Genomic DNA, 1,995 nt, shown 5'->3' with positions numbered 1-1,995 from the left:
TCGCGCGCGCCGCGGCCTGACTGCTGCAGCGCTGTTTCCGATGCTTGGCGCGGCGCTGGTCGCCGCCCTGATCCTTGGCGCGGCCACCGGCCCCTATGCCATCGCGCCGGGCGAGGTGCTGCGCCTGATGGCTGCGCGCCTGACCGGCACGCCCGAGGCGTCCACGGCGTCCACGGTGCTGTTCAACATCCGCCTGCCACGGGTTCTGGCGGCGGCGCTGGTGGGGGCGGCGCTGGCGGGCGCAGGGGCCTCCTATCAGACGATTTTTCGCAACCCGCTGGTCTCGCCCGACATCCTAGGCGTCTCTGCCGGGGCGGGGTTCGGGGCGGTGCTGGGCATTCTCTGGTCGATGCCGGTGATCGCGATCCAGTTGATGGGTTTTGCCGGTGGCCTTGCCACGGTGGCCCTGGTGATCGGTGTCGCGACGCTTTTGCGCGGGCAGGCCGAAGTTCTGGTCATGGTGCTGACCGGCATCGCGCTCGGGGCGCTGGCCTCGGCGGGGATTTCGATCGTCAAGATATTGGCCGATCCCGACCAGCAATTGCCCGCCATCACCTTCTGGTTGCTGGGCAGCCTTGCCGCGGTCAAACCGGGCGATCTGATGCTGGCGGTTCTGCCGGTGGTCGCGGGGCTTGTGCCGCTGGCGGCGCTGGCCTGGCGCATCGGCGTGATGGCGATGGGCGAGGACGAGGCGCGCGCGCTTGGCGTCGATACGGGGCGGTTGCGGCTGGTCGTGATCCTTTGCGCCACGCTGGTCACCGCCACGGCGGTGGCGATCGCGGGCATCATCGGCTGGATCGGGCTGATGGTGCCGCATATGGCGCGCTTTCTGGTCGGCGCGCGCTTCGACCGGCTGCTGCCCGCGAGCCTGCTGATCGGGGCGACCTTCCTTGTGCTGGTGGACACCGCCGCGCGGTCGCTGGCGACGATGGAAGTGCCGCTTGGCGTGCTGACCGCACTCATCGGCGCGCCGGTCTTTGTCTGGCTGCTGGCACGGGGGCGGCGGGAATGGGCGTGACGCCGCTGATCGAAGCAGAGGGTCTGGCCATCGGGCACCGGGGGCAGGTGCTGGCACGGGATATTGCGTTTGCGGTCCGCCCCGGCGAGGTTCTGGCAATCCTTGGCCCCAACGGCGCGGGCAAGACGACGCTGTTTCGCACGGCCCTGGGGCTGCTGCCGGCCCTGGCGGGCCGTGTCCGGTTATCGGGCCGGGATCTGGCGGGCCTGTCGCGGATCGAGATTGCCCGCGCCGTGGCGCTGGTCCCGCAAACGCTGCATGTTCCTTTCGCCTTCACTGCGCGCGATGTTGTGCTGATGGCGCGCACGGCCCGTCTTCAGACCTTCGGGCGGCCCTCGGCCACAGACCGGGACGCGGCGCAGGCGGCACTGGATCGCCTGGGGCTGGGCGCGCTTGCCGGGTGCCCGGTGACCGAGCTGTCGGGTGGCCAGCGCCAGATGGTGCTGATCGCGCGGGCGCTGGCACAGGAAACGCCGCTCTTGGTGCTGGACGAACCCGCCGCCTCGCTCGACTGGGGCAACCGCCACCGCCTGATGGAGCGATTGGAGCGCCTCGCCGCCGAGGGTCTCGGCCTGATCCTGTCGACGCATGAGCCCGCCCATGCCGCCAGGCTCGCCGACCGCGTGATGACCGTGGACTCTGCTGGCGGTACATGGACCGGCCCGGTTTCGGTAGCATTGCAGCCTGACCGACTTGCGCGTCTTTATGACCTGCCGCTGGACCGCGCGGAGATCACGCCACGACCTTTGACCTGATCGACCGCGCGATTGACCTGACCCGGCAACAAGAACAACCACTTTGTCTATGCTGCCGCACGCGGTGCAACGATTTTATAAAATTAAAAACAATGACTTATACCAACGGCCCGTTCGGCTGGCTCGAGGGGGATTCCCAAAGCTCACGAACTCTGGCTCAGTGCGGTCTCAAAGGATGGAGGCAGGCATGGCAGGGATAGCGATCACACGGACGGAGCTGAC

General features: G+C 68.4%; 2 protein-coding genes. Both read left to right on the top strand.

The features are described 5' to 3' along the window. Positions 1–16: 16 nt before the first annotated feature. Positions 17–1,018: a FecCD family ABC transporter permease gene (locus ENN83_RS03095; protein ID WP_414707614.1), complete on the top strand. Its 1,002-nt coding sequence runs from the start codon at positions 17–19 to the stop codon at positions 1,016–1,018. After that, a complete protein-coding gene (locus tag ENN83_RS03090; protein WP_287183976.1) occupies positions 1,009–1,773 on the top strand; it encodes an ABC transporter ATP-binding protein in 765 nt (254 codons plus the stop codon). Before ENN83_RS03095 ends, ENN83_RS03090 begins: the two co-directional genes overlap by 10 nt. Positions 1,774–1,995 lie beyond the last annotated feature (222 nt).

The organism is Rhodovulum sp. (assembly GCF_011048875.1).
In the GTDB taxonomy this organism is placed as follows: domain Bacteria; phylum Pseudomonadota; class Alphaproteobacteria; order Rhodobacterales; family Rhodobacteraceae; genus Rhodovulum; species Rhodovulum tesquicola.
Note: the sequence above shows the minus strand (reverse complement) of the source record. Positions and strands in the feature narration are given on the sequence as shown.